Below are 23355 nucleotides of genomic sequence, written 5' to 3'. Positions count from 1 at the left end.
CCTTGCTCTTGCCGGGCACCCGGCCCGCGAACCCGTTAGGGCAGCGCTGGGCCGGGGCCTCGCTCTTGCCCTGGCACCCGGCCCGCGAACCCGAAGGGCAGCGCTGGGCCGGAGCCTCGCTCTTGCCGGGCACCCGGCCCGCGAACCCGTTAGGGCAGCGCTGGGCCGGGGCCTCGCTCTTGCCGGGTACCCGGCCCGCGAACCCGTTAGGGCAGCGCTGGGCCGGGGCCTCGCTCTTGATCTTCGCCCTAGGTCTTCCGCAGTTAAGGCCCCGCAGGCGTACCCGTCAGGGCAGCCTAAGAAGGGCCGCGCCATTCGCCGCAGTAATCCTTCCCCTTCCGCCATCGTCACTCACCACTCGGAGCACTTGTTGCAGGTGTCCAGAGGGCGGCCAGCCCTTGGGGTCCCCCTTGGAAAGGGGGATTTAGGGGGATGGACCCACACAAAAAAAGCGTCATCCAGCCCCCAAAGGGGCGAGACAGCGCTCGCGATACCACCCTAATTTGCACCTCATGCACATCCTTAGGGGAGTGTATTCAGTACAATCTCAGTTCCGCATGCAGAAATGCCACACGGGTCCGGGATAACGTCCGGCAGACGGCATAGCTTACACACGTATGCATATACGCTTCAGCTTAGCTTCTAGGGGAGGATCTTCCGGCAAGGCGTGAACGATCGGCTCGCAGCAAACACCGACTCTCTGGAGAACGTTACCTTATCGTACTTGTCCCGTCATCGAATTTCGATTCAATGGATTACAGATATGTTCTAGTTATAGTCTGTTTAGAACCAATTGTCAAGATCCATAGGCCCGGAACCGGGAAGGCAGGGTTATAATAACAGCTCCCAGCTTACCGGAGTGCCGAGGGGAAGATCCTTTTTCATTTGTTTTCCTAACAGCAGGTCGTAGTATTTCGGATCTAGACCATATCCTGGACGAATTATTTTAATATTATCCCCCGTCAGCACTTCACCAGCCTTTATATCCTTAGATACATATATCGACCGCCTGAATTGAAGTGATTTCTCCTCGTCCTTCGTGGGACCGATGGAAACCCTGCCGAGTGCCCTCCAGGCCGTATCCGTCTCTCTCACGAGGGAAGCAAATTCCCCGGGCTCCAGAGAAAAAGCCGCATCAACCCCGCCATCCTCACGGTTAAGGGTGAAATGCTTTTCAATGACAGTGCTGCCCAGCGCTACACTTGCAACGGCGGCCCCCACGCCCAGGGTATGATCTGATAAGTCTACCTGGCAATGAAACACTTCGCTCAAATACGGAATGGTGTTCAGATTTGAGTTTTCGGGCGAAGCCGGATAACTGCTTGTGCATTTTAATAGAATATACTCACTGCAGCCTGCACCGGTTATTGTGTTTACCGCATGTTCAATTTCGCCGAGAGAAGCCATTCCTGTAGAAATAATCATCGGCTTTCCCTTGGAGGCGACTTTGAGGTTTCATCAAACGGTGTACTGAGGGGAATCATCCCTAGTTCCCTGCAGGCATCAAATATTCTTCCGTGCCATTCCCAGGGGGTATACGCCTCCTTATAGAGCTCAAATAGAGACTTTCCCTTCCAAAGCCCGTTGGATTCAGGAATCATGAAATCTCTCTCCTGGATATTCAGCGTCATCGTTTCGGGTGTATACGTTTGAATTTTAAATGCGTGTGCGCCAGCCTTGGCCACCGCCTTAACCAGCTCAAGTGCCCGGTCAAGTGGCTGATTATGATTGCCGGACATTTCCGCGATGATAAAAGGAGGATCCCCGCTTCCTATACGCCGGTTACCGATCGTGATTTCCTTCATTTGCTCCAGCAGCCTCCTCTTTCAACACTTCACTGTGCTTCTCCCATTGCTCCTGAAAGATCGCCATTAATACCACATCGGTATATTGTTGATTTCTATGCCCCATTCACAGGTTTGGTTGGTGAGGTTGATCTGTGAGAATTGAACGAGACCTATAGGCTGTTCTTGATAAAAGCATAATTTCACAAGCTTGCTTGCATCCTTCTCCGCAGAATTCAGCCATCTGTAATGCTCATCTAAGGGAATGGGCTCAGCATGATTCATAAAAGGACGGATATGGCCGGCGTTGCGCCACTCCAGGACAAGGCTCTTATGTTCTTGACCCAGGTTCTCCAGCTTATAGTCATTAATGTCTGCCATAGTCCCCTCCCATGATCCTGTCTATAACCTCATTGAACCGGCCCTCTCCCATAAGCTGAAGTGCCTTCTCAGACATATCTTTCACCAGTGAGGTGTTCCAGACCATCCTTAGGAATGTATCTGTAGGACATCATGTTTTTCAGGTATTTGCCACAAACCAAGAGGATCTTCAGGGAGACATTACTGTAACTGGCCCTGTTATCATTACTGCAAAGGTTTTCGCGCCGCAATAAAACACAAAAAAACTCCTTTGTAGAAGTCTTGTTTATTAAACAAACAAGATCAATAACTTCTACTAAGGAGTTTTTTATTCAAATGAATGGCCCGGATTCCCGCTCACAAGGCGTTCTCAGTAACCTCGCGGCTCTCAAGCGCATTCCAGTCATCCTGCGACAGCAGCTCCAGCTGGGCCTCCAGCAGGGTCCGGAAACGGGTGCGGTAGATTGAAGCCTGCTTGCGCAGCTCTTCTGTCTCGATCGCTACCTTGCGGGATTTGGACAACGCTTCGTTGATGATCCGGTCCGCATTTTTTTCCGCTTCCTTAAGGATCAGCTGTGACTCTTTTTTGGAGTTGTTCTTCACATCATCTGCAGCCTCCTGAGCCACGATAATGGTCTTGGACAGGCTTTCTTCAATATTGACAAAATGATCAAGGCGTTCCTGAATGGATAAAAGCTGGTTGTGCAGCTCTTTGTTCTCACGAATAACGCTTTCGTAATCCTTAATGACCTGATCCAGAAATTCGTTGACCTCATCTTCGTCATAACCGCGGATTCTCCGAGAGAATTCCTTGTTATGTATATCGAGCGGTGTTAATGGCATGCTGTGCACCTCCTAGAAATTTCGGACATCCATTGTCCCTGAACGATAGTCTGTCCGGAAGACAAAGATGAAAGACTGCTTGCTTGGATATCCCCAAAAGTGAAGGGGGGTGTTTCCCTTGAGAATATCAATTTCGACAAGCACGCCTGTAATCCTGCAAAGAACTCAGACAAATTTGCCTACCAGAATCCGGTAACGGCCTTTCTTCGTCAAGCTGCCGATCTCCAGCACCTTGAACCGTCCGAAGCCCTGGATAGAAACTACATCACCGTCTTTCAGACTGCAGGACGGATCCTCCTCCACCTTCCAGTTCACCCGCACACGTCCGGCTTTGATGGGAGCCAGAATTTTGCTCCGGCTAAGCCGGGTCACATCCGCTGCAATTCCGTCAAGTCTCAGGGAAGCCACGGTGAAATCCATCGTCTCCAGCTTAACCTGGCTGCTGCGTAAGCCGGATAGCGGCAGTATCTCTGTACTAACGTTGATCCGGTGTACACCGGTCAGATTCATGGACAGATAATCGGCGATATCCTCAGCTACCACAACGTGACAGCCGTCCTCCAGCACATGAATATCACCGATCTTGCCTCTTTTGATGCCCAGTCCCAGGATGGCCCCCATATAATCACCATGCTCCAGCGCAAGAAATTTCTGCTCCCCCGAGGTAATGGCCAGCACCTTCAGCTCCATGTCCTCACCCGTGAGATCACGGTAATCCGGCGCAACCATAGCCCGCTTCCGCTCGGCATCGTCAGAACCGCCCTCCCAGCGTACAATGACATCGGGGTGGCGGTTCACCAGGCTCTGCAGTATATATCCCTGACGGGGATCGAGAAATTCGGTCAGCTTGGTCTCATGGTACTCTCCTGCATTCGTAACCCATTCCCAGGCCTTGTCCACAAATTGCCGTTCATCCGGGTGGAAGTGGCCGTAAATTTCATTCTTCATGTGATTAGCCGAACACCAGGGCCACAATGGAATGAAGTCCGCCTACCGCAAACCGGAGCACGACAATCGCAATAATCGGGGAGATATCGATGGTTCCGAACAGAGGCGGGATGATTTTCCGGAATGGCGTAAGATACGGCTCCACAAGCTTGCCAAGCAGCTCACCGATAAAGTTCTCACGCAGATTAGGCAGCCAGGACATGAGAATGTATACGATAATCATGTAATAGTAAATTGTAAATAGGATGTCTATAATTGAAGATATTTGATCCAAAACCTGCTCACCTCATTCTGTTGTAATCTTGATCGTCACCAAGAATTTCTGTTATGGAGCCTTGAATTTCCACTGTATCCGGAGTGCACATAAATATATTGCCCCCAATCTTGGATATTCCTCCACCCAGGGCATAAACCGTTCCGCTTAAAAAATCAATAATCCTCATTGCCTGATCGTTACGCACCCGCTGCAAATTAATAACTACCGTGCGGTGCGCACGCAGATGGTCGGCAATCTCCTGGGCCTCGTCATACGAACGCGGCTCGTAGAGCACAACCTTCACATTTTTTTGCGAATGGATACTGACGACGTTGGCCCGCTGATTTTTGCGTGTTTCTACAGGGGCGGGTTCGTATTCATCCTCATCACGGGAAATTTGCTCCCGCTCCACTATTTCCTCTTCCTCCTGCAAACCCAAGAAACTCATAAACCGGTTCATCACGCCCATCAATCTCCCTCCTAATGACCTACTAGTACCGTTCCCAGGCGCACCCGGGTGGCTCCTTCCTGTATCGCCACTTCAAAATCATTCGACATTCCCATCGACAGCTCTTGTATAGGCTCAGGTGTCAAAGCAAGCTGATTAAGCGAATCGCGCAGCTCACGCAGCCCCCGGAATACGGGACGGGTAAGCTCCGGATCTTCCTCATGCGGGGCCATGGTCATCAGTCCGATTACCTTCACACGGCTTAGCGGGGCGATGTCCTTCAGGAAACCCTCCACCGCTTCGGGCGGCAGACCGAACTTCGTATCTTCTCCGGAAATATTCACTTGCAGGAACACCTTAACATCCAGTCCGGCGGCGTCCGCCTTCTTGTGCAGCTCCCGTGCCAGCGATAGCCGGTCGAGCGAGTGTATATATTCAAATTTACCTATAACGTCTTTTACCTTATTGGTCTGCAAATGCCCGATAAAGTGCCAGATTCCCTTGTGTCCAAGAGCATTCCATTTAGGCTCTGCATCCTGCCAGCGGCTCTCCGCAATCTCCGTGAGCCCTGCTTCCAGCACAGCGGCTACCGTATCCAGAGGTACATATTTCGTCACCGCGATAACCTTGACGTCACTTACATCACGGCCGCTGACCGCGCAGGCCTGTGCGACACGTTCCAGGGTGATGGCGATTCTTTCCTGTAATGAGGCCAAAATTCAACTCTCCTTTATTCCGATCCAGCTCGTCATTCTCCCTGTAACCCCATTTTCCTTGCGGTACGAAAAGAACAGATCACTGTTACAGCTTGTACACCAAGTTGTACATTCGATATGAGTCGGCAATATTCCTGCTTTTATCATAATGCGTTGATTCATTTCTTTCAAGTTAAGCATACTTTTGCTGCTGTCCTTATCCGAGCTTCTATATAAGTCCGGCGCCCCTTCCACCATCATCAGCGGGTTCAGCCCGGCCTCCAGCCGGCGGACGTGGTCCATTACATAATCATCTACCTCGTAGCAGCATTCGCCAATCGAAGGGCCTATGGCAGCCTGGATATCCTCCGGACGGCTTCCATACTCCTGTTCCATTCTGTCCACCATCGCTGCTGCGATCTCTGCCACAGTCCCCTTCCAGCCTGCATGCGCCAGCCCCACAACACTGTGCACGGGGTCATAGAAGTAGAGCGGCACACAATCCGCATAAAAGGAAGTCAGCAGCACACCCGGCACATTAGTCAGGAGCCCGTCGGTAGCCTGAAAAGCTGTAGACCGGTCCAGGCTGCCTTTTCCGCGGTCCTGTTCTGTAATTACCGCTATATCTTTACCATGGGTTTGTTCTCCGCAGGTCCAGGACTGGAGCCCGAAACCAAGACTTTCGGCCAGCAGCTTTCTGTTGCTGAGCACAACAGCCGGATCATCACCGACATGAAACGCACAGTTGAAGCTGTCATACGGCTTCGTACCGCTGCCGCCCTCTCTGCCTGTGAATCCTGCTGTGATTGCATTATACTTCTCTCGCCACGGCTCCAGATGAAGCAGCATAGGCGTTCCGTCACTCCGCATAAACGGTTCCATATCTTCACCTCCGCTTAAGTGTAACATAAACTCAGCCCCACAAACTCTACCCCATAAACTCTACCCCATAAACTCTACCCCACAAAGTGATGTTATGCTCCGATGCCTATTCAGGTACTTTGCGGGGACCCGACTGAGCCCACCCTATGCCTTTACCCATATACGCAGAAAAAAGACGCACCCGATTAATAAGTGCGCCGCTCGCTGCGTTCCGGCCGCTCCAGATACATCATCTCCCGCTCTTCCTGGCCCTGAGGCATCCGGGATTCCTCAATCTTCACCAGGACGACATCGGCACCGATCTTGACGATATTCCGCCACGGGATAATCAGATCCGCACCGCCTCCGAACAGTCCCATGAACCTTGTATATCCCGGTACGATGATGGCATCAATAACCCCCCGGCGCAGATCCAGCTCCAGATCACTAATCTGTCCGAGCCGCTTGCCGTCCACAATATTAATAACATCCTTGGTTTGAAAATCAGAGATTTTCATCTTTTTGCCCGACCCTACGGAATCTTCATTCATCCTGCCACCCCTGTACATTCAGACCTATAGCTCCAGTATATGTCCTTAAGGCTTGGCAACATGTCTTAATTCATTTCCGGCCTTCGCCGTTACATACAAAAGGATACCCCGGGCAGCCGCTCACGCGCCTTCCGGAATATCCCCCGCTTATCTATAGCCTGCTGTTTAAGACTTCACATGCTTTTGCATTTGCTGAATAGCCGACTTCTCAAGCCGCGATACCTGCGCCTGTGAGATCCCAATCTCATCCGCTACCTCCATCTGGGTTTTACCTTCAAAGAACCGCATGGACAAAATACGTTTCTCGCGCTGTCCCAGCCGCTGCATGGCTTCACGAAGAGCAATCTCTTCAATCCAGGATACATCTTTGTTCTTATCGTCGCTGATCTGATCCATAACATAGATCGGATCACCGCCGTCATGATAGATCGGCTCGAACAGGGATACCGGGTCCTGAATAGCATCAAGGGCAAAGACGACATCCTCTTTAGGTACACCGAGCGCTTCTGAAATCTCGAGGATCGTCGGTTCCCGCGAATTCTGATTGGTCAGGCTGTCACGGACCTGAAGGGCCTTATAGGCAATATCCCGCAGCGAGCGCGATACCCGGATCGGGTTGTTGTCACGCAAGTAACGGCGGATCTCTCCGATGATCATCGGCACCGCATAGGTAGAGAACTTGACATTCTGCGATAAGTCAAAATTATCGATGGCTTTCATGAGTCCGATGCAGCCTACCTGAAACAGATCATCCACGAACTCCCCACGATTATTGAACCTTTGAATTACGCTAAGAACAAGTCTAAGGTTACCATTTACCAATTTCTCTCTGGCGGATCGCTCGCCCTGCTGCTGCAGCGAAGTGAACAATGCCCGCATTTCCACGTTCGTAAGAACGGGTAGCTTAGCGGTGTCCACACCGCAAATCTCGACTTTATTTCGGGTCATGATGATTTACCTCCCAAGGAGAAACATTACTGTACATTATCTCCCCGGTCCGGCATTTTATTCCTCGGTTCCTTCAGCTTACACCATCTTGTTGAACTCCTTGCGCAGCCGCTTGATAATTCTTTTCTCAAGCCGCGAGATGTAGGATTGGGAAATGCCAAGCAAATCAGCAACATCCTTTTGGGTTTTTTCCTCACCGCCGCGCAGTCCGAACCGCAGCTCCATAATTAATCTTTCCCGTTCACTGAGCTTCTCCAGCGCCTTCTGCAGCAGCTTGCGGTCCACCTGTTCTTCGATATTCCGGTAAATCGTGTCATTCTCCGTTCCCAGCACATCCGATAGCAGCAGCTCGTTGCCGTCCCAGTCAATATTCAGCGGTTCATCAAAAGAAACCTCGCTTCTAGTTTTGCTGTTGCGCCGCAGATACATCAGAATTTCGTTCTCAATACAGCGTGAGGCATAGGTGGCCAGTTTTATTTTTTTCTCCGGATCGAAGGTGTTGACTGCTTTAATCAGTCCAATCGCCCCGATGGAAACAAGATCCTCGATATTGATCCCTGTGTTCTCGAATTTCCGTGCGATATACACCACCAGCCGCAGGTTGCGTTCAATCAGCATGGCCCGGACCGCCGCATCACCGCTTGAGAGCCGCTGCAGCAGGAATTCTTCCTCTTCCCGTGTAAGCGGAGGAGGAAGCGCTTCACTGCCCCCGATATAATAAATTTCCTGGCTCTTCAGTCCCAGCAGAAACAGCATGCGGTAATACTGCAGTTGCAGCACAAGTTTGAATTTGACCATTTATTGTTCCTCCTATATGTTCCTTAACTCATAGCCTTGTCTGCCGGCGCCTCTACAGCGCTCTCATTGTGGGTCAGGTCAGGATGTATGACCGCCCGGTACGCTCCGTCTCCCGACAGTGTCCCGCCATCCAGCCCGATGAGAACCCTCTTGCTGTAAAAGGTTTCGCCGCCAAGCTTTATCATCACTGAATCCGGCTTCAACGCGAGCATGAAGGATGCCCCGCGGTTAACGCCTCTGTACGGCACCAGCCGTATTCTGTCCTGCCAGGCAAACGACTGCCCGTCCGCTTCCAGCACAAGTGTATCTGCCCCTGTCTGTGTCAGCCTCCCTTTCCATGAGGCCGGCAGATGGCCTTCCCATAGTGAGGATTCCATAACCATGACCGGAATTCGCGTAAGCGGATCATTGAGCCGGTTTCCGGTGTCCAGCAGCCCTGGACAGGTAACAGATACTCCGTCAATCTCCACAGTCACTTCACCGATATATGTCTCCAGCTGCTCCCTGCGCCTGCGCGAGGATTGAATCAGCTTGAAGAGAAGAAGCACCAGCGGAAGCATCGCAAGCACGAACCAGAATCCAATTTTCAACCGGTAAGCTTGGCCGCCTGAAGAAGTAAAGATAATGCCGTTCCAGATGTCGCCTGAGCTTTGCAGCAAATAATGAATCCCTACTATACCTCCTGCCGCCGCAAAATTAATGATATAAAATGCCCCTAATGCACGAAGATAGCTTTGCAGACTTCTAAATCCGAACGCGATCCACAGCATCACTACCGACAACCCGAACTTGATGAGGAAGGTGTACATGAAGGACAGCTCCGGTACAAACATCATCACGACATAGAGCGCGCCAACCAGCGCAGAGAGAGACAGGCGCCACCAGGACACCTTCAGCTTGACCAGCCAGCTGGTCAGCCACAATAGAATTCCGTCGATCAGCAGATTGGCGGCGAAGATCAAGTCAATATAAACAACCAGTGTTTTCACCTGCCTGGTAACGGATATCTAGCCGGAGGCCAGGGTGAAGGCTCTCTTTTTAGACGATAAGATTAGTATAGGAACTCTCGCATTCAAAGTCTGTCTAAACTTGGGGGGCGTACTTACGTTTTTTTTGTCGAGTTATAGGTCAGCAGAGATATTAAGAGGATAAAAGAAAAAGCCAGCCTGTAGAGGCTGACTTCAAGTTCGAATATTCATTCAAGTGATAGATTTCAATTCTTCTTCAGTCAGTCCGGTTGCCTTCATTACAGAAGGAAGATCCAGCCCCATAGCCAGGAGATTTCTGGCTATTTCCAGTTTTGCCTCGAGCTCACCTTCTGCTCTGCCTACTGTTATGCCTTTAGCAAACCCTTCTCTTTGTGCACCCTCTCTCTGCGAGGCTTCGTCAAGCAGAAACTTCTGGCGGTCCTCATATTTACGCCGGGCTTCCGAATCCTGACTCAGAAACTCCAGGGTTTCCATCGCCTTCCTCAAAGCAGGCTCGTTCATCAACAGCACCTCCCAATCCGAGTGGTTTATTCCCTTCAAGAACAGCAGCCAGTTCACCAGACCGCCTTGGCCGGGAACAGCTCGCTGATTCAGCTTGGGTAATTCCAGAAAATGAATTTCAATATCATCCGTGAGCGGCGTTCCGGTTGCATCCTCCCGTAAGTGAAACACACTATGCGGATGTTCGTTAGGCAGCACCTTATAATTCATAATGTTGATTGTTACGCATTTCTTGAGGTCTGTATATTTGCCGCTTACCTGAAGCTGGCCCGCATAACGTTTGCTCCAGTAATATAAGGTCCTTTTCTCAATATCGTATTTGTTGAACAGCTGCATTTCAATATTGATCAGCTTGCCGTCTGCAGACTTCGCCCAAATGTCAAATATCGATTGCTTATCCAGCGGATCATCCTTATCCGTATACGGATTGAGCAGCACTACTTCCTCCAGCGGCGGATCTCCCGCATCCATGAATATCCGGTTCAAAAAAGCCAGCAGCACATCCTTGTTACTCTCGCTTGCAAATATCCGTTTAAATACGAAATCTACCCGGGGGTCCAGCAGTTCCATTCCATCGTCTCCCGTTATCGTTATTATAACAGCCTGAAAAACAAAAAAACACCGTATTCGTCCCGGCTAAATGCGGGTCGAATACGGTGCTTCCGTAAAAAGCTATGCAGTTCATTGCTCTTAGTTCTTAATCATTGTTGCCGCGTGTCCGGTTGCGCAGGAAGGTTGGAATATCCAGCTGATCAGAGGTTGTCTGATTGCCGAACGGACGCAGATTCGCATTCTTATCCTTGTCCGCTGCCGGCTCACTGCTGGATGCAGGACGGCGAGCAGGCGCTACAGGGGAAGGCTTATGTTCAAAGCCGGTAGCAATTACCGTAACCTTGATTTCGTCCTTCATGCTCTCTTCGATAATCGCACCGAAGATCATATTCACTTCAGGATCGGAAGCAGAGGTAACAATCTCAGCCGCTTCATTAACCTCATACAAGGAGAGGTTGGAGCCGCCTGTAATGTTCATAATTACGCCGCGTGCACCTTCGATGGAGGTTTCGAGGAGCGGGCTCATAATGGCTTTGCGGGCCGCTTCCGAGGCACGGTTCTCGCCGGTCGCAATACCGATACCCATAAGTGCTGAACCGCGCTCCGTCATAATTGTCTTCACATCGGCAAAGTCAAGGTTGATCAGGCCGGGAACGGCAATGAGGTCAGAGATCCCTTGCACAGCCTGGCGGAGTACATTATCCGCTTCGCGGAAAGCCTCCAGCATTGGTGTTTTCTTATCCACAATTTCCAGCAGGCGGTCATTTGGAATCACGATCAGCGTATCCACTTTTTCTTTCAACGCTTCGATTCCCAGTTCTGCCTGATTGGAACGTTTTCTGCCTTCAAAAGTAAACGGACGGGTCACGACGCCAACCGTCAATGCTCCGCACTCTCTGGCAATCTCAGCAATTACAGGCGCTGCGCCCGTTCCGGTACCCCCGCCCATACCTGCGGTTACGAATACCATATCTGCACCTTTAAGCGTATTTGAAATCAGATCGCGGGATTCTTCAGCCGCTTTCTTCCCCACCTCAGGATTGGCTCCAGCGCCAAGTCCGCGGGTCAGTTTATCCCCGATTTGCAGTTTATGCTCCGATTTGGCCATATGCAGCGCTTGGGCATCTGTATTAACCGTGATGAATTCAACACCCTGAACGCCATTTTCAATCATCCGGTTTACAGCATTGCTTCCGCCGCCGCCTACTCCGATGACCTTTATTTGGGCTAAGCTCTCCATTTCAAAATCAAATTCCAACATATTGTTTCCATCTCCCCCTTGAGTAGTGCTTGGATGGCCAGTCCAAGTATATCTGGACTTACAGTTATATGAACTCGCTGAACATATTCTTTAGACGTTCTACCAGTCCCGGCTTCTTGGAAGAATCCTGGCTAGGTGCAGCACTTTGCTTGCTGCGGTTAACCGTCTTCTTATTGGCGCTTCCACCGCTGCTTCGTCCGCGGAATCTGCGCACAACGGTATGGAGTATACCCACACCGCCGGTGAACCCGGGGTCACGTACTCCAATATAATCAGGTACGGCAATACGTACGGAGGCTGCCAGCTCAGTCTGGGCTACCTTCAGCACGCCCGGCATCGAAACGGTGCCACCCGTTAGTATATAACCTCCCGGAAGCTCATTGTAACCAAGCCGTTTCACTTCCTGGCGGATCAGATGGAAGATTTCTTGAACTCTGGGCTCAATAATCGCCGCCAGATCTTCCTGGTTGAATTCCTTCTCAACATTGCTGCCGATCCGCAGAACCTTGAACACGACATCCGAGGCAGCGTCATCAATCCAGGCACAGCCATATTTCAGCTTGACCTTCTCGGCCTGATCCGTAAGTGTTCGCAGACCGTATGCAATATCATTGGTTATAAATTCTCCGCCGATCGGAATCGTAGAGGTTGCGCACAAGGAACCTTCTTCATATACGGCTATCGTCGCCTGGCCGGCACCGATATCCACCAGTACTGCTCCCATTGATTTCTCATCCTTGGAAAGCGCTAATCCGCCTGCCCCGAGAGACATAAGCACAAGATCTTTAACCTTCAGACCTGATTTCTCCACGCAGCGCAGCAGATTATGTATTGGTGTCTTAGCCCCGGTAATGATCGTCGCTTCAACCTCGAGGCGAACTCCGATCATTCCGCGCGGATCTTGAATTCCTTCAAGCCCGTCGACGATATATTGCTTGGCGACAACATCAATGACTTCGCGCTCAGGAGGCAGTGCTATGACCTCAGCAGCCTTGATTACGCGGTCGATATCATCTTCGCCGATCTCACGGTCTTCATTCTGCACGGCAACTACGCCGTGACTGGATTGCAGGCCGATATGATTACCGGATATACCGACATACACCTCGGATATTTGAATACCGACCATTTGCTCCGCATGTTCTACGGCACTCTTGATCGATTGCACAGTCTGATCGATGTCTACAATCGCACCCTTGCGTATTCCTTCCGAATCAGCAGATCCAACGCCAATAATATTAAAGGTTCCATTGGTAACTTCCCCAATAATTGCCCGAACTTTGGATGTACCGATGTCCAAACTAACAATGATGTCATTGTTGCTCAAGCCCTATGGCACCTCCTGTTATAATCATAATGAATTGTGAAGCCAAATAAATAGAAAATACGCTTTGATCCCGGTCCCGGGAAACTTCTCTGTACATATTCAACATCCCTAATCCTTTCCCTCTTTTTTCTACAAATTTTTTGAATGGAATAATATAACAGCCTTTTGGCATGCAAACAACTGCTTTCAATTTTTTCTAAAGCATATAAGTTCTACCTTTTAAGAAATGACAGCTATATCCATGAATGCATTTCAAAAAATCCGCAGAAAAAAGAGGGATATTGCTTATTGCCCGTAAAACCGATTGTAGCATTTTTTCCGCTCTATTAGTAGGGACTATTTACTCTTGTGTGTCTGAATCCTCCCCGGAATCCTCCGCTTCTGTATGAAATGGGACATAAGAATCGGCCTCAAGCATCTTGATCAATCCCGGCTGCTCGTTTTCAATTACTTGATTCAGGTATTCCACCTTATCCTTAAGCAGTGAAATTGCCGTAATGACCTCAAACCGTGAACGTGTATACAGCTTAATACGGTCCGGAAAAGACAAAGTCGGGGAGGGGACGATCTCGGATATATCACTGGTCAGTTCATTCGGAATATCAGCCAGCGCCTGGCACAGCTTCGTCTTGTAAGGATCATCAGCCTTCCAGTTGGTTAATATCGGCTTCTCAACGGCAATCCCAGTATCCTTGACAGATACTGCAGCTCCGCTGGACAGAATCGCCTCAAGCGATCCAGCCTCATCCAGCTCGTATGCCACTGCGGGGAATTCCTTAATGCTGATGTTAATCACACCGGGGAATTTCTTGTCCACAGCCGCTTCCTGAACCGTCTTCAGTCCTGTCAGTGCACTTTCCACGGAATCTCCGGAGACCGCGAAGAACTGTCCGCCGATTGTAAGACCGCTTGCGGCAAGCAATTCCTCCCGGGATGTATATTTATCCCCCTGGAAATTGATTGCCGTAATCTTACTGACGGACGAACGGAAAAATATCACGGCCAGCAGCGCAATAAACAGCAGCAGCAGGATAATGGTGATTTTACGGCTCATTCTCTTACTGGGCTTGTCCTCTTTAAGAAGAGGCATTCGGGTTTTAGGCATTCTCATATCTCCGTAATAAGGCCCTGTCTCCTTCCCGCGCACTCGGGCCGAAGGAGACAGGGAGCTTTAATTGGCCAAATCCAGCGGGTCCGGTACAGGTACCTTGCGGCTAATGCGTGCACCCAGCTTCTGAAACAGTATCTCGATGCCGTCATATCCGCGGTCAATATGATGCGCCTGCTCAACAACGGTAGTTCCTTGAGCGGCAAGTCCGGCGATAACCAGGGCAGCTCCGGCACGCAGGTCGGTGGCTTCTACCGTAGCTCCGTATAATCTCTGCACTCCGCGTATAAACGCCCGGTTCAGGTCAATGGAAATGTCGGCTCCCATCCGGGCCATCTCTTCCACATGCTTAAAGCGTCCTTCAAATACAGTTTCTTTAATCACACTGAATCCGTCAGCCAGGGACAAAAGGACCATCACCTGGGATTGCAGATCTGTAGGGAACGAAGGATAAGGGGAGGTTACAATTCTTTCTACTGCACGCGGACGCCCCATACAGCTGATATTAATTATATCATTGCAAACTGTAATTTGAACACCGGCACGCCTCAGAACATGGATCAGGGATGTCAAATGTCCTGCGTTGGTGTGGGTCAGTGTCACATTCCCCCTTGTAGCTGCAGCTGCGATCATTACGGTCCCGGCAACTATCCGGTCGGGAATGACCTCATAATTGCAAGGATACAGCTTGGAGACGCCCTGAATGGTGATCGTATCTGTTCCCGCACCGATGATTTGCGCACCCATCGCATTCAGGAAATTCTGCAGATCCTGGATTTCCGGCTCTCTGGCCGCTCCGGACACCGTTGTGGTCCCCTCCGCCATAGCGGCAGCCATCATGATATTCTCCGTGGCTCCGACGCTTGGATAATCCAGATGAATATCACAGCCTGTCAGTTTGGCAGCCCGGCAGCAGATCATCCCGCTGGTCTCCTCAATCTCCGCCCCGAGCAGCTTCAGACCCTGCAGGTGAAGATCAATTTTGCGTTCCCCGATGGCACAGCCGCCCGGCTGATAAATCGTTACTTCACCAAACCTGGACAGAAGCGGTCCCATTAGAAAAATGGAGGATCTCATCTGCCGCATTAAATCCTCCGGAACATGGGAGGTTGCGACGTAGGTTGTATCGACCGTAACCGTTTCATCTTCATGCACGGCCCTGCAGCCCAGCCTTTCCAGAATATCCAGCATAGTTTCGATGTCCAGCAGCTTCGGCACATTATGCAGTGAGTGAACTCCTTCGGCCAGCAGGCTTGCCGCCAGAATCGGCAGGGCCGCATTTTTCGCTCCATGGATACGTATGGTGCCTGACAGGGGATTTCCACCCTCAATCACCAATTTGTCCAATGTATCACCTCCGAGATTACCGCTCACCCACCGTTGGGCACTTCCTGTACACAGATCAACAGAAATAGGCCGGGAAGCTACCCCGCTCCACATTTCATGAACTGGAAGTGCTCTGGGTGATTGTCACGATTATAGGATCATCCTATGTTCGTGACCTCTCGTGTGTGACAATGTAAGCCCGGGATTCTAGCGTTTCCGGCCTGCGGCCAGTCTGCGGAGCTCGGCGACAACCAGCGAGGCGGAGTCTCTTTTACCCAGCCGCCTTGAGGCATCGGACATACTGCGGCGTGCAGCGTCCGCTCCGATAATCTTATGCACCGCTGCGAATAGTGCCTCGCCGCTTAAATCCTTCTCCAGCAGCACAACGGCTGCCCCTTCACGTTCAAGCTGTCTGGCATTCGCTTCCTGGTGATTATTCGTCACATTGGGAGAAGGGATAAGCACAGAGGGAATGCCAAGCGCAGTAATCTCTGCAAGAAACGATGCCCCCGCCCGGTTCACGATGAGTGAAGTACAGGCCAGTACCTCGGGCATATTATGAATATACGGAAGAATATGCAGGGAGTTCGGCAAGCTTCCGAGCTTCTCGCGCACAGCTTTACGGGTTTCCTCGAAATAAGCCTCTCCGGTAACATACACATAGTGAACACCATTACCCTTACCCACAAACGGAGCCATTTCAATCATCGCCCGGTTAATTGCCCTGGCGCCTCCGCTTCCTCCGACTACCAGCACAACCGTACTGCCTTCAGGAATCCCAAGTGAAGCGAATCCCCGCTGCGGGTTGGCAGTCATTACCGTAGTTGCCCGGGGGTTGCCTGTGTAGATTACGTTCTTAGCCCCTGGAAAAGCCGGCTCCGTGCCTTCAAAGCTTACGGCGACCGTATCGGCATACCGGCTGAGGAAGCGGTTGGTCAGGCCCGGGATCGCGTTCTGTTCATGGATAAGCGTCGGGATGCCGAGCCGTGATGCAGCGTACACTACCGGCCCGCAGACATATCCGCCCGTGCCGATAACGACATCCGGCTTGAACTCCCGCAGCATGGCTTTGGAGGCCTTCACCCCCTTCAGGAAACGCATTACCGTCTTCACATTGTCCATCGAGAGCTTACGGCGGAAGCCGGTAATATCAATCGCTTTAAAGGGCAGATTCTCTTGGGGAACAAGCTTGCTCTCCAGACCGCGTTTGCCCCCGATATACAGGAAGACGGATTTCTCTTCTTCGGATTCCAGCTGTCTGGCCACGGCTACGGCCGGATAGATATGTCCGCCCGTACCGCCGCCGCTTAATACAATACGCATGTCTTTCACCTCGCATAACGGGATAAATTAAGTAGAATGCCAAGTGCTGTAAGCATCAGGGTCAGCGATGAGCCTCCATAGCTGATCAGCGGAAGCGTAATGCCGGTAACCGGCATGAGGCCGATAACCACACCGATGTTGATGATCACCTGAATAGCGACCATACAGACGATGCCCACGGCCAGATAGCTGCCGAAACGGTCCGGCAGACTCATCGCTACCTTCATTCCGCGCCAGATCAGAATCAGGAAGAGCAGCAGCACTGCCAGTCCCCCGATAAACCCCAGCTCCTCAGCCAATATGGAAAAAATAAAATCGGTCTGCGGCTCCGGCACATAGCTGTACTTCTGCCGGCTCATGCCGAGACCCAAGCCCCCCAGTCCGCCGGGGCCAATCGCGTACAGCGACTGTATGATCTGATATCCGGCCCCGAGCGGATCAGACCAGGGGTCCAGGAAGGCCGTAATCCGCTGCAGACGGTAGGGTGCGGCGGCAATAAGCCCCACGAACCCGGCAACACCCAGCGCGCCCAGGGAGAGCAGATGCTTCATCCGGGCCCCTGCCGTGAAGACCATCATCAACGCAGCCCCGAACATGACAGTGCCTGTACCGAGATCCGGCTGGAGCATGATCAGCGCAAAAGCGGAACCGATCAGCGCAAGCGGCGGAAGCAGGCCGCGGGTGAAGCTGGAAATATCGTAATCCTCTGTTCCGAGCCATTTGGCGAGAAAGAGGATCATCCCCATCTTCATGAACTCCGAGGGCTGAATGCCGAAAGAACTGATTCCCAGCCAGCTGCGCGCACCTCCGCGCACGACCCCGATGCCGGGAACCAGCACCAGCACCAGCAGTACGAAGCAGAAAATCAGGGCCGGCCTGGCGAACTTCTTCAGCACCACATAATCCGTATTCGCAGTGATGAACATGGCGATAAGACCCAGGCCTGCGAACAGCAGCTGTCTTTTGACAAAATAAAACGAGTCGCCATAATTGCGGAAGCCCAAAACGGACCCGGCGCTGTATACCATTACCATACCGATGGCCAGCAAAGCCAATATCGGAAGCAGCAGCCAGATATCGGGCGCATGACGGGATTTGTTCATCAGGAGCACACCTCTTGCATCCGTAGTAGGGGCTTATCCACCCCCCTACTTAAAGGTTATGCACCGCCTCTTTAAAAATACGCCCGCGCTCCTCATAGGATGTAAACATATCCCAGCTGGCACAGGCAGGAGAGAGGAGAACTACATCTCCTGCTTCCGCAAGAGCGGAAGCCTCCCGCACGGCCTCTTGCAGCACGGCGGCGGCGCTCTCCCCATTATCGACGGAGATGATTGTCTTTACTCCTGCCAGCTGCGCAACCGCGGCCAGCTTGTCCTTCGTCTCCCCAAGAGCCACCAGTGCCTTGACGTTCCCTCCGAGGACAGGCAGCAGCTCCATATAATCAGAACCGCGGTCCAGACCTCCGGCAACGAGGATGACCGGCTTCTTGAAGGACCCCAGCGCCATGGCTGTAGCTTTGGAATTGGTAGCCTTGGAATTGTTATAGTAGGCGGCCCCCGCCTTGTCTGTCACATATTCCAGCCGGTGCTCCACACCGCGGAAGGAAGCCAGCACTCCGCCAAGCACTGCCGGGTCCGCGCCTGCGGCAATGGCGATGCCGCAGGCGGCCAGCGCATTCTCTACATTGAAGCGGCCCGGAAGGCCGATCGAATCCACATCGGCTATTTCGGTCTCGCTCTCCGTATAATCCCGGTAAATGATTACCCGCTTCAGATCATCTTCTGTCTCCGGCACAAAGGATGGACGGACAAAAATGCCCTGAACCAGTTCTTCAGTCATGGAGAAGGGCAGGATGGCTGCTTTGATATATGGAACCAGCTCGCGGCAGACCGGATCATCCCAGTTCAGTACAGCGGTGTCGCCCGGCCCCTGATTCGCGAACAGCTTGGATTTGGAGGCCACATAATCCTCCATCCCCCCATGATAATCCAGATGGGTCTCGGCAACATTCAACAGGGCAGCGACCTTGGGCCGGAAGGCTTCCGTCCCTTTGAGCTGGAAGCTGCTGAGCTCGACAACCATCCAGTTGTCCACGTCAGCCTCCTGAGCGGCCTGACAGAGCGGCGTACCGATGTTCCCGGCAACTATGGGCCTCATCCCCGCTGCCTCCAGCATACGGCCAACCCAGGTCGTTGTAGTCGTCTTCCCGTTGGAGCCCGTAATACCGATCATAGGTGCGGCGCAGAGATGGTAAGCCACCTCTACCTCCGTTACGACTTCGATGCCAAGCTCAAGAGCCTGCTGCACCGGAGCCACGGAATAGGGAATCCCCGGATTCTTTACAACAAGCGCAACACCCTCATGAATCAGCCCTTCCGGATGCCCGCCGCATATAACAGAAATTCCCAAAGATTCCAGTTCGGAAGCTTCGGGACTTTGATCTCTTTCCTTTTTATCATTGACCGTCACAACCGCGCCGCGCTCATGCAGCACCTTGGCCACCTGGACGCCGCTTTTGGCGAGCCCCAGGACGACCACTTCTTCACCACGGTACAAATCCGGATGCTTCATATGTTACAACCCCTTGATGAGATATAGTCCAACAGCCGCTAGCACCAGGCTCACCGCCCAGAAGGAGACAACCACACGCCACTCCGACCAGCCGCCCAGCTCAAAGTGATGATGGATCGGGCTCATTCGGAATACCCGTTTGCCGCGTGTTTTGAACGAAGCGACCTGAATAATTACGGACAGCATTTCGACTACGAAGACACCGCCGATCACCACGAAGAGCAGCTCGGTCTTCGTTACAATGGCAATCGCGCCAATGGCGCCGCCAATCCCGAAGGAGCCGAAATCACCCATGAACACTTTGGCCGGATGGGCATTGAATACCAGAAAGCCAAGTACTGCACCAATCATCGCAGCAGCGCAGACACCGGCAGCAATGGAGGTTGCCTGCATGGCAACTACAGCAAAAGCAGCGAGCGCGATCGCACTGACACCGGACAGCAGTCCGTCCACACCATCCGTGAAGTTAACCGCATTGGTTACCGCCATCATCATCAGGACAATAAACGGATAGTAGAACCAGCCGCCCCAGTCAAAGCTCACCGATGTTCCCGGAATGCTGATGTTTGTATGATGTCCGCCGGAAATGAGCAGGGCGCATAGAACGATACCGACCAGCAGCTGGCCGGCAAGCTTCTGGCGTGCCGTCAGCCCGAGGGAACGTTTGAAGGCAATCTTAATATAGTCATCCAGGAAACCGATCAGACCGTAACCCAGCGTAGCTACCAGAAGTACGTAGAAATCCGAATTAATCACCGAAAATTTCAGAAAAGATAACGTGAACGCCACCATGATGATAATTCCGCCCATCGTAGGCGTTCCCGCCTTCTTCAGATGGGTCTGAGGCCCGTCGTCGCGAACCTGCTGCCCGAACTTCATCCGGCGCAGCAGCGGGATAATCAGCGGAGCGGCAATGACCGCAAGGATAAAGGACACAGCAATAGTCAGCAGAAGTAATTGATAATCCATGGGTACACCCCCTCCATTAGTTTAAGTCAGCTTCAGAATATTCTTTCAGGCGGTGAAGCACTTCCTCCAGACGCATCCCCCGGGACGCTTTGAAGAGTACTACATCCCTGGAACCACATTTGGTATTCAAGGCCGTGATTAGTGCTTCTTTGTCTTCAAAAGCAAATACATGTCCGGCCCCGAATCTCTCCGCCGCAGCCGCAGCAATATGAGCAGCGAGCGGTCCGTAAGTGTATACCTCATCCGTCAGTGCAGGATCGAGATAGCTGCCGATCTGCTGGTGGAACAGAACTTCATCAGGCCCAAGTTCCAGCATGTCCCCCAGCACCGCGATTCTGCTCCCGCTGCACTTCATGGACTGCAGCACATCTATCGCTGCTCTCATGGACGTAGGGCTGGCATTATAAGCATCGTTCAGCAGCGTCAGCCCGTTCGCCGCCTGCATCACTTCAATCCGCATGCCGGTCAGCTTAAGCCCGGCTAATCCGGTCTCTATATTCTCGTCAGTCACATGGAAATGGCGGGCAACCGCTAGTGCAGCGAGTGCGTTAATGACATTGTGACGCCCCGGCAGAGGCAGCGTGAAGGCACGCTCGGCATGAAGATGCGAAGTGAAGGTCATTCCAGCGCCATGAGTCATGAGACCTGTAGGATAGTCATCATTGTCTCCGGACTGCCCGAAACGGAAGCTGAGCATCCCTTCCGGCGGATTAAACCCGGGCTCTGCCATAACTTCTGCGAGCAGCGGTTCATCCCCGTTGTAGATGAGCAGGCCGCCCGGCTTAAGTCCGTCCACAATCTCTAGCTTCGCCCGGGCAATTTCCTTGCGGGACCCGAGCTGCAGCAGATGGGATTCGCCCACGTTGGTAATCACAGCCACATCAGGGGCAGCTATCCTGGACAGCAGGGCAATCTCACCGCGCGAGCTCATGCCCATCTCCAGCACAGCAATCTCAACATCGCTGTCCATGGAGAGAATCGTAAGCGGCAGACCGATGTGATTATTGAAATTGCCCTGTGTTTTGTGTACCTTGTACTGCACTTCAAGAAGAGCGGTAATCATATCTTTGGTCGTTGTCTTGCCGTTGCTGCCTGTCACGGCGACTACACGCGGCGCGAGCTCGCCCAGATAAGCCGAGGACAGTCTCTGCAAAGCGGCCAGTGTATCCTCCACCAGAATGGCAGGACCGTCTTCAGGCGCAGGCCCCTTATCCCGCTGCCAGAGCGTAGCGGCCGCTCCTGCTGCCAGAGAAGCAGCAGCGTAATGATGGCCGTCAAAGTTATCTCCGGCCAGAGGAACGAACAGGCAGGCAGGCGTAATTTTGCGGGAATCGGTTACGACTCCCGCAAGTTCAATATCCTTATCTTCAGCAGAGGACAGCTCTCCCCCGCACATTTCCGCAATAGTATACAGCGTTCTTGTAATCAATAGCTTCGGCCCCTTATCACTTCTTTGGCTACGATGCGGTCATCAAAATCATGAACGACTCCGCCGATTAGCTGATAGGTCTCATGACCTTTCCCCGCAATCAATACTACATCGCCGGGGCTTGCCATTTCAATAGCTTTTCTGATCGCTTCCCGCCGGTCGGGAATCATCTCGTACCGTTCCTGTGACACGCCGTCCTCAAGAAGTCCCGCTTCAATATCGCGCAGAATCAGCAGCGGATCCTCTGTCCGGGGATTGTCGGAAGTAACCATGACACGATCACTGTATTTGGCAGCTATTTTGCCCATCAGCGGCCGTTTGGTCGTATCCCGGTCTCCGCCGCAGCCAAAGACGGTAATTACCTTGCCGGCAGCGAATTCACAGACAGCCTTCAGCACATTCTCCAGACCATCCGGCGTATGCGCGTAGTCTACGATGACTGCGAAATCCTGTCCGGCATCCACAGACTCGACACGTCCGTCCACACCGGCTACTGACTCCAGACTGGCTTTGATATCTTCCAGCGGCACATCCTCCAGCAGAGCAGCAGTAATGGCCGCAAGTGCATTATAGACATTGAACTTGCCGACCATCCGGAGCGAAATATCTGTCTTCCCCTTAAACGTATCCACATGGAAAAAAGTTCCTTTGGACGTGATCGAAATTTGAGAGGCCCGGACATTGGCAGGGGTGTCGATACCATATGTAATCACTTCCGCAGCGGTCTGGTCAGCAAAATAGCTGCTTGCTGCATCATCCGCGTTGAGAACTGCATATTTACGTTCTTCCTTCCACGGTGAGATCACATTGCCAAGCCGCGAGAAGAACAGCGCCTTAGCCGCGCGGTACTCCTCCATCGTATGGTGATAATCCAGATGATCCTGAGTCAGGTTAGTGAATATCGCTGTGCGGTAGTCCGTTCCCTTCACCCGTCCCTGCTGAAGTGCATGGGAGGATACCTCCATCACACAGCACTGCACACCTTTGGATGCCATTTCGTTCAAAGTGCGCTGAAGCTCAAGCGATTCCTGCGTAGTACCGGACATTGGATAACTTTGTCCGTCGTAACGCATCTGAATCGTCCCGATCAGCCCCGTTTTCACGCCATTGTCCTGCATAATTTTCTCAATGAGATACGTAGTGGTGGTTTTGCCGTTGGTTCCGGTAATCCCAATCATCTTCATCCGGCTGCTGGGTGAGCCGAAGAACGCATTCGACAGCACGGACATCGCAAACCGGCAGTCATCTACCACGATCTGCGGCAGATCGATTTCCAGCTTCCGCTCACAGACTAGTGCAGCCGCACCGCTTGCGGCTGCCTGCGGTGCATAATCATGTCCGTCCACTGTATGACCGGGCAGGCAAATGAACAAATCGCCCGGCTTAACCTTGCGGGAATCCACCTGCAAATCACTAATCTCGGTCTCACCTTCCCCGTATAGACGCGAAGCGGCAAGACAGGATGACAATTCATTAATTTTCATAGTAATCCCTCACTCTACAT

At 52.1% G+C, this 23355-nt stretch carries 23 protein-coding genes and 1 pseudogene; all 24 read right to left on the bottom strand.

The genetic code is table 11. The features are described from left to right. Positions 1-831 precede the first annotated feature (831 nt). Positions 832-1805, bottom strand: a pseudogene (locus NSU14_RS05120) (N-acetylneuraminate synthase family protein). Between the two features lie 66 nt (positions 1806-1871). Next, positions 1872-2165, bottom strand: a complete 294-nt coding sequence (locus NSU14_RS05115; protein ID WP_076244022.1) for a hypothetical protein — start codon at positions 2163-2165, stop codon at positions 1872-1874. Between the two features lie 336 nt (positions 2166-2501). Continuing rightward, positions 2502-2987 (bottom strand): DivIVA domain-containing protein, encoded by a 486-nt coding sequence (locus tag NSU14_RS05110; RefSeq protein ID WP_042139375.1) that lies wholly within the window; start codon positions 2985-2987, stop codon positions 2502-2504. A gap of 165 nt (positions 2988-3152) precedes the next feature. Further along, positions 3153-3935, bottom strand: coding sequence for a YlmH family RNA-binding protein (locus NSU14_RS05105; RefSeq protein ID WP_076244023.1), 783 nt, complete (start codon positions 3933-3935; stop codon positions 3153-3155). 4 nt (positions 3936-3939) lie between these two features. Further along, on the bottom strand, positions 3940-4209 hold the full coding sequence (locus NSU14_RS05100; protein ID WP_039304304.1) for a YggT family protein: 270 nt from the start codon (positions 4207-4209) through the stop codon (positions 3940-3942). Between the two features lie 7 nt (positions 4210-4216). After that, entirely contained in the window at positions 4217-4660 is a 444-nt protein-coding gene (locus tag NSU14_RS05095) for a cell division protein SepF (RefSeq protein ID WP_039304302.1), read from the bottom strand. Positions 4661-4671: 11 nt separating this feature from the next. Further along, a complete protein-coding gene (locus NSU14_RS05090; protein WP_039304298.1) occupies positions 4672-5355 on the bottom strand; it encodes a YggS family pyridoxal phosphate-dependent enzyme in 684 nt (227 codons plus the stop codon). 3 nt (positions 5356-5358) lie between these two features. Then, on the bottom strand, positions 5359-6216 hold the full coding sequence (pgeF, locus tag NSU14_RS05085; protein ID WP_042139379.1) for a peptidoglycan editing factor PgeF: 858 nt from the start codon (positions 6214-6216) through the stop codon (positions 5359-5361). Between the two features lie 185 nt (positions 6217-6401). After that, positions 6402-6746, bottom strand: coding sequence for a YlmC/YmxH family sporulation protein (locus NSU14_RS05080; RefSeq protein WP_039304293.1), 345 nt, complete (start codon positions 6744-6746; stop codon positions 6402-6404). A 165-nt stretch (positions 6747-6911) separates the two neighbouring features. Then, a complete protein-coding gene (gene sigG / locus NSU14_RS05075; RefSeq protein WP_039304289.1) occupies positions 6912-7694 on the bottom strand; it encodes an RNA polymerase sporulation sigma factor SigG in 783 nt (260 codons plus the stop codon). Positions 7695-7772: 78 nt separating this feature from the next. Then, on the bottom strand, positions 7773-8492 hold the full coding sequence (sigE, locus tag NSU14_RS05070) for an RNA polymerase sporulation sigma factor SigE (RefSeq protein WP_039304286.1): 720 nt from the start codon (positions 8490-8492) through the stop codon (positions 7773-7775). A gap of 23 nt (positions 8493-8515) precedes the next feature. Beyond that, positions 8516-9481 carry a sigma-E processing peptidase SpoIIGA gene (gene spoIIGA / locus NSU14_RS05065; RefSeq protein ID WP_171721024.1) on the bottom strand — a complete coding sequence of 322 codons (966 nt, stop codon included), beginning with the start codon at positions 9479-9481 and terminating at the stop codon, positions 8516-8518. A 210-nt stretch (positions 9482-9691) separates the two neighbouring features. Next, entirely contained in the window at positions 9692-10552 is an 861-nt protein-coding gene (locus NSU14_RS05060; RefSeq protein ID WP_340943293.1) for an Rpn family recombination-promoting nuclease/putative transposase, read from the bottom strand. Between the two features lie 127 nt (positions 10553-10679). Further along, entirely contained in the window at positions 10680-11795 is a 1116-nt protein-coding gene (gene ftsZ / locus NSU14_RS05055; RefSeq protein WP_042139382.1) for a cell division protein FtsZ, read from the bottom strand. A gap of 64 nt (positions 11796-11859) precedes the next feature. Beyond that, a complete protein-coding gene (ftsA, locus tag NSU14_RS05050; protein ID WP_039304274.1) occupies positions 11860-13122 on the bottom strand; it encodes a cell division protein FtsA in 1263 nt (420 codons plus the stop codon). After that, positions 13109-13312 carry a hypothetical protein gene (locus tag NSU14_RS05045; protein ID WP_340943289.1) on the bottom strand — a complete coding sequence of 68 codons (204 nt, stop codon included), beginning with the start codon at positions 13310-13312 and terminating at the stop codon, positions 13109-13111. Before NSU14_RS05045 ends, ftsA begins: the two co-directional genes overlap by 14 nt. Positions 13313-13462: 150 nt before the next feature. Next, complete coding sequence (locus NSU14_RS05040) at positions 13463-14227, bottom strand: cell division protein FtsQ/DivIB (RefSeq protein WP_042139383.1); 765 nt, start codon at positions 14225-14227, stop codon at positions 13463-13465. Between the two features lie 66 nt (positions 14228-14293). Then, positions 14294-15577 carry a UDP-N-acetylglucosamine 1-carboxyvinyltransferase gene (murA, locus tag NSU14_RS05035; protein WP_340943283.1) on the bottom strand — a complete coding sequence of 428 codons (1284 nt, stop codon included), beginning with the start codon at positions 15575-15577 and terminating at the stop codon, positions 14294-14296. 186 nt (positions 15578-15763) lie between these two features. Next, complete coding sequence (murG, locus tag NSU14_RS05030) at positions 15764-16879, bottom strand: undecaprenyldiphospho-muramoylpentapeptide beta-N-acetylglucosaminyltransferase (protein WP_076244035.1); 1116 nt, start codon at positions 16877-16879, stop codon at positions 15764-15766. 5 nt (positions 16880-16884) lie between these two features. Continuing rightward, positions 16885-17982 (bottom strand): stage V sporulation protein E, encoded by a 1098-nt coding sequence (gene spoVE / locus NSU14_RS05025; protein WP_171721020.1) that lies wholly within the window; start codon positions 17980-17982, stop codon positions 16885-16887. A 49-nt stretch (positions 17983-18031) separates the two neighbouring features. Continuing rightward, entirely contained in the window at positions 18032-19453 is a 1422-nt protein-coding gene (gene murD, locus NSU14_RS05020; protein ID WP_042139387.1) for a UDP-N-acetylmuramoyl-L-alanine--D-glutamate ligase, read from the bottom strand. A gap of 3 nt (positions 19454-19456) precedes the next feature. Continuing rightward, positions 19457-20422 (bottom strand): phospho-N-acetylmuramoyl-pentapeptide-transferase, encoded by a 966-nt coding sequence (mraY, locus tag NSU14_RS05015; RefSeq protein ID WP_039304257.1) that lies wholly within the window; start codon positions 20420-20422, stop codon positions 19457-19459. A gap of 16 nt (positions 20423-20438) precedes the next feature. Further along, entirely contained in the window at positions 20439-21851 is a 1413-nt protein-coding gene (locus NSU14_RS05010; protein ID WP_340943275.1) for a UDP-N-acetylmuramoyl-tripeptide--D-alanyl-D-alanine ligase, read from the bottom strand. Continuing rightward, positions 21848-23335, bottom strand: coding sequence for a UDP-N-acetylmuramoyl-L-alanyl-D-glutamate--2,6-diaminopimelate ligase (locus tag NSU14_RS05005; RefSeq protein ID WP_340943274.1), 1488 nt, complete (start codon positions 23333-23335; stop codon positions 21848-21850). The genes NSU14_RS05010 and NSU14_RS05005 overlap by 4 nt, the downstream gene beginning before the upstream one ends. Between the last annotated feature and the right edge of the window lie 20 nt (positions 23336-23355).

Source organism: Paenibacillus sp. FSL R10-2771 (assembly GCF_038000205.1).
GTDB lineage: Bacteria > Bacillota > Bacilli > Paenibacillales > Paenibacillaceae > Paenibacillus_AQ > Paenibacillus_AQ phytohabitans.
The sequence above is the reverse complement of the archived record's forward strand: the minus strand, read 5'-3'. Positions and strand labels throughout refer to the sequence as shown.

Coding starts and splice junctions, on each gene's coding strand:
- NSU14_RS05005 (WP_340943274.1), bottom strand. CDS start 23,335: ATGAAAATTAATGAATTGTCATCCTGTCTTGCCGCTTCGCGTCTATAC.
- sigG (WP_039304289.1), bottom strand. CDS start 7,694: ATGACCCGAAATAAAGTCGAGATTTGCGGTGTGGACACCGCTAAGCTA.
- NSU14_RS05105 (WP_076244023.1), bottom strand. CDS start 3,935: ATGAAGAATGAAATTTACGGCCACTTCCACCCGGATGAACGGCAATTT.
- NSU14_RS05040 (WP_042139383.1), bottom strand. CDS start 14,227: ATGCCTAAAACCCGAATGCCTCTTCTTAAAGAGGACAAGCCCAGTAAG.
- NSU14_RS05060 (WP_340943293.1), bottom strand. CDS start 10,552: ATGGAACTGCTGGACCCCCGGGTAGATTTCGTATTTAAACGGATATTT.
- NSU14_RS05110 (WP_042139375.1), bottom strand. CDS start 2,987: ATGCCATTAACACCGCTCGATATACATAACAAGGAATTCTCTCGGAGA.
- NSU14_RS05115 (WP_076244022.1), bottom strand. CDS start 2,165: ATGGCAGACATTAATGACTATAAGCTGGAGAACCTGGGTCAAGAACAT.
- ftsZ (WP_042139382.1), bottom strand. CDS start 11,795: ATGTTGGAATTTGATTTTGAAATGGAGAGCTTAGCCCAAATAAAGGTC.
- mraY (WP_039304257.1), bottom strand. CDS start 20,422: ATGGATTATCAATTACTTCTGCTGACTATTGCTGTGTCCTTTATCCTT.
- pgeF (WP_042139379.1), bottom strand. CDS start 6,216: ATGGAACCGTTTATGCGGAGTGACGGAACGCCTATGCTGCTTCATCTG.
- sigE (WP_039304286.1), bottom strand. CDS start 8,492: ATGGTCAAATTCAAACTTGTGCTGCAACTGCAGTATTACCGCATGCTG.
- NSU14_RS05095 (WP_039304302.1), bottom strand. CDS start 4,660: ATGGGCGTGATGAACCGGTTTATGAGTTTCTTGGGTTTGCAGGAGGAA.
- murG (WP_076244035.1), bottom strand. CDS start 16,879: ATGCGTATTGTATTAAGCGGCGGCGGTACGGGCGGACATATCTATCCG.
- NSU14_RS05080 (WP_039304293.1), bottom strand. CDS start 6,746: ATGAATGAAGATTCCGTAGGGTCGGGCAAAAAGATGAAAATCTCTGAT.
- spoVE (WP_171721020.1), bottom strand. CDS start 17,982: ATGAACAAATCCCGTCATGCGCCCGATATCTGGCTGCTGCTTCCGATA.
- murD (WP_042139387.1), bottom strand. CDS start 19,453: ATGAAGCATCCGGATTTGTACCGTGGTGAAGAAGTGGTCGTCCTGGGG.